3 protein-coding genes are annotated in these 4,098 nt (G+C 69.8%); 2 read left to right on the top strand and 1 reads right to left on the bottom strand.

The window, feature by feature from the left end; genetic code table 11:
* Positions 1 to 1,214: APC family permease (locus tag AC5RUJ_RS12220; RefSeq protein WP_494155918.1), on the bottom strand; the 1,214-nt coding region annotated here is incomplete at its 3' end.
* Positions 1,215 to 1,425: 211 nt separating this feature from the next.
* On the opposite strand from AC5RUJ_RS12220, the gene aspS reads away from it, so the two are divergent.
* Together aspS and AC5RUJ_RS12210 are read left to right on the top strand one after the other, a co-directional pair.
* Complete coding sequence (aspS, locus tag AC5RUJ_RS12215) at positions 1,426 to 3,222, top strand: aspartate--tRNA ligase (protein ID WP_494023019.1); 1,797 nt, start codon at positions 1,426 to 1,428, stop codon at positions 3,220 to 3,222.
* Positions 3,223 to 3,304: 82 nt separating this feature from the next.
* Positions 3,305 to 3,916 (top strand): GNAT family N-acetyltransferase, encoded by a 612-nt coding sequence (locus tag AC5RUJ_RS12210; RefSeq protein WP_494049893.1) that lies wholly within the window; start codon positions 3,305 to 3,307, stop codon positions 3,914 to 3,916.
* Positions 3,917 to 4,098 lie beyond the last annotated feature (182 nt).

The raw sequence follows: 4,098 nt of genomic DNA, 5'->3' as shown, positions 1-4,098 counted from the left end.
GCGCGGCCGACCACGCCCGCGCCGAGCACGGCCAGCATCATCACCACGGACGTGACCGGCAGGGTGAAGGCCAGCAGCAGGCAGCCGAGGAGCCCTGCGACATTCAGCAGTTTCGGCGCGTGCCAGGGCCGCTCGTCGAGGGTGAGGGCGGCCGCATTCGTGACGCTGTAGTAAATCAGCACGCCGAAGCTGGAGAGCCCCACCACGGCGAGCACATCCTGGGTGAGCAGCAGGAAAATGACGACGGCGGCCACCACCAGGTCCGCCACCCACGGAACCTTGAACCGGGTGCCCACCGTGGCGAAGACGCGCGGCAGGTCGCCTTCCCGGGCCATGGCGAACGTGGTCCGGCCGACACCGGCGATCAGCGCCAGCAGGGCGCCCAGGCTGGCGAGGGCGACTGCGATGCCCATGGCCGTGGTGCCCACGCCGCCGCCGACCTCCTCCATGACGGCGCGCAGCGGGGCATCGCTCTCCGCCAGCAGCTCGGGTCCCAGGTAGCGCAGCAGTCCCAGGCCGATCAGCACGTAGAGCACGAAGGTAATCAGCAGCGCGGAGAAAATAGCGAGCGGAATCAGCTTCTTTGGTTCCCGGATCTCTTCGCCCATGGTGGCGATTCTGGCGTAGCCGGCGAAGGCGAAGAAGAACAGCCCCGCGGCCTGCAGCACACCATACGGGGACGCGGCGATCTGCCCGCCCGGGACCCCGACCGGATCGGCGTCGAAGGCCACAACGACCGCGAACACCAGCACGGCGGCCACGAACGACACGATCCACCGGGTCACCCAAGCGGTCCGGGTGATGCCCAGCAGGTTGATCGAGGTCAGCACGACGACCGCGGCCACGGCAGCGGCCGTGGCATACTCCGGGAAAACGTAGAGGCCGAAGGTCAGGGCCATGGCCGCGCAGGAGGCAATCTTGCCGGTCACGAAGCTCCAGCCGGCCAGGAAGCCGGGCCATTCGCCCAGCCGCTTCCGTCCGTAAATGTACGTGCCGCCGCTGGTGGGGTAGAGGGCGGCCAGCTGCGCAGTCGCCGCCGCGTTGCAATAGGCCACGAACGCCGCGATGCCCAGCGCCAGCGGCAGCCACGAACCGGCCGCGGCGGCCGCGGGACCAAACACCACGAAAACGCCGGCACCGATCATGGATCCGACGCCCACGGTGGTCGCGTCGACCCCGCCGAGGCGGCGTTCCAGCGACGATTCACTACTCACAGTTGCTCCAGCTCCTTGCCCGCTGCGCCCCGCGCCGGCCGGCCGGTCCGGGCCATTTCCCCTCGCGCGACGGCAGCCGAGGTCCGGGGCGCAGCTTGATCAACGGTAAACTCGTCTACATCTCCACTCACCATAGCCGTACCCCGCCGCCGCACCAGGTAAACAGCGGGCGGCGAACAGATGAGCGAATCGTTCTACCGGAAGGACTGTTGTGCTGCGCACACACGACCTCGGCACCCTCAGGGCCGAGCACATCGGACAAACCGTTACCCTCGCCGGCTGGGTGGCCCGCCGCCGCGACCACGGTGGTGTGGCGTTCCTTGACCTGCGCGACGCCTCCGGTGTGGCGCAGGTAGTAGTCCGCGAGGAGGACGTGTTCCATTCGCTCCGCAATGAATACGTGCTGCAGATCAAGGGCACCGTGGAGAAGCGCCCGGAGGGCAATGAGAACCCGGCCCTCGCCACCGGTGAGGTGGAGGTCATGGCCGAGGACGTCGTCGTCCTCAACACCGCCGACCCGCTGCCGTTCCAGGTGGACGAGCATGTGGAGGTGGGCGAGGAGGCCCGCCTCAAGCACCGCTACCTGGACCTGCGCCGGCCGGGCCCCTCGAAGGCGCTGCGGCTGCGCTCGGAAGCCAACCGGGTGGCGCGCGAACTCCTGCACGGCGACGGATTCGTGGAGATCGAGACCCCGACGCTGACCCGCTCGACGCCCGAAGGCGCCCGCGACTTCCTGGTCCCGGCGCGCCTGGCCCCGGGGGCCTGGTACGCGCTGCCGCAGTCCCCGCAGCTGTTCAAGCAGTTGCTGCAGGTGGGCGGCTTCGAGAAGTACTACCAGATTGCCCGCTGCTACCGCGACGAGGACTTCCGCGCCGACCGCCAGCCGGAGTTCACCCAGCTGGACATCGAGGCCAGCTTCGTGGACCAGGACGACATCATCGCCCTGGGCGAGCGGATCGTGCAGGCCCTGTGGCGGCTGATCGGCGTCGAAATCAGCACCCCGATCCCGCGGATGACCTACGCCGAGGCGATGGACAAGTACGGTTCGGACAAGCCGGACCTGCGGTTTGGCCAGGAACTGACCGAGCTGACCGAATTCTTCAAGGACACCACGTTCCGAGTCTTCCAAGCGCCCTACGTGGGTGCGGTGGTGATGCCCGGCGGGGCCTCGCAGGCCCGCCGCACCCTGGACGCCTGGCAGGAGTGGGCCAAGCAGCGCGGCGCCAAGGGCCTCGCCTACGTGCTGGTCCAGGAGGACGGGGAGCTGACCGGCCCGGTGGCCAAGAACCTCACCGACTTCGAGCGCGAGAACCTCGCGGGCACCGTGGGCGCCAACCCCGGCGACTGCATTTTCTTCGCGGCCGGCGACCGTGCCGCCTCGCGAGCGCTGCTGGGTGCGGCTCGCGTGGAAATCGGCCACCGCACCGGCCTGATCAACGAGGGCGACTGGGCGTTCGTCTGGGTGGTCGACGCGCCCATGTTCGAGCCTGCCGAGGCGGCCGTCGCCTCCGGCGACGTGGCCGTGGGCGGCGGCAAGTGGACGGCCGTGCACCACGCCTTCACCTCGCCGAAGCCGGAGTTCATGGACACGTTCGACACCGACCCGGAGTCGGCGCTGTCCTACGCCTACGACATCGTTTGCAACGGCAACGAAATCGGGGGAGGCTCCATCCGTATCCACCAGCGGGACATGCAGGAACGCGTGTTCAAGGTGATGGGGCTGGACAAGGAGTCCGCGCAGACCAAGTTCGGCTTCCTGCTGGAGGGCTTCAAGTACGGCGCCCCGCCGCACGGCGGCATCGCCTTCGGCTGGGACCGTGTGGTCGCCCTGATGGCCGGCGAGGAGTCCATCCGCGAGGTCATCGCTTTCCCGAAGACCGGCGGCGGCTACGACCCGCTGACCGCGGCGCCGGCACCGATCACGCCGCAGCAGCGCAAGGAAGCCGGCGTCGACGCCAAGCCGCAGCCCAAGGACGCGGCCAAGGAGGCCGGGGCCAAGGCGGAGTAGCCGGGCACTGATCCGTCCCTGACGTACGACGGCGGGCGCGCGCCCCTTGCGGTGCGTGCCCGCCGTGCTGTCTGCTGGGAGCATGCAGACAGCTACCGGCGCCGGCGTCGCCGTCGTCCCCGCAAACCAAGCCTCCTGGGAGGACCTGCAGGCAGTCTTCGGCACCCGCGGCGAAGCGGCGCGTTGCCAATGCCAGTGGTTCCAGACCCCGGCGGCCCGGTGGCGGGAGGAGCTGGTCGAGGAACGGGCTTTCCGGCTCCGGGCCGAAACCCGGTGCGGTGATCCAGAGGCCGGTTCCACCAGCGGCCTGGTGGCCTATCTGGACGGCGAGCCGGCCGGCTGGTGCGCCGTGGAACCCCGGACGGCCTACCGGCGCCTGAGCACCAGCAGAGTGGTGTGGGCCGGACGCGACGAAGACCCCGACGACGGGACGGTGTGGGCGGCGGTGTGCTTCACCACCAGGACCGGCTTCCGGCGCCGCGGCATCAGCCGGGCCCTGGCTTCCGCGGCCGCCGCCTGGGCAAAGGAGAACGGCGCCCGCGCCATCGAGGGCTACCCGCTCATCCCCAAGCCCGGGCAGCGGCTGACGTGGGGCGAACTGTACGTGGGCAGCCACAGTATCTTCAGCGCCGCGGGGTTCCGGGAGGTCACACGCCCCACGCCCCGCCGCGCCGTGATGCGCATCGACTTTTAGGGAATAGCGCGGCCGGTCCCCGGGCGTCAGGGTGCAACGATAGCCTTGACGTGTGAGTGACTTGTTCAGTGCCGCCGCGGGCGACGATGAAGACTACGACGGCGACGGCCGGGGACCGGATTCCGACGGCGAGGCCGACGCCGGATCCGGGCGTCCGCGCAGCCCGCTGGCGGTCCGGATGC

The organism is Arthrobacter sp. Y3223164 (genome assembly GCF_059091005.1).
The sequence above is the reverse complement of the archived record's forward strand: the minus strand, read 5'-3'. Positions and strand labels throughout refer to the sequence as shown.

Coding starts and splice junctions, on each gene's coding strand:
- AC5RUJ_RS12210 (WP_494049893.1), top strand. CDS start 3,305: ATGCAGACAGCTACCGGCGCCGGCGTCGCCGTCGTCCCCGCAAACCAA.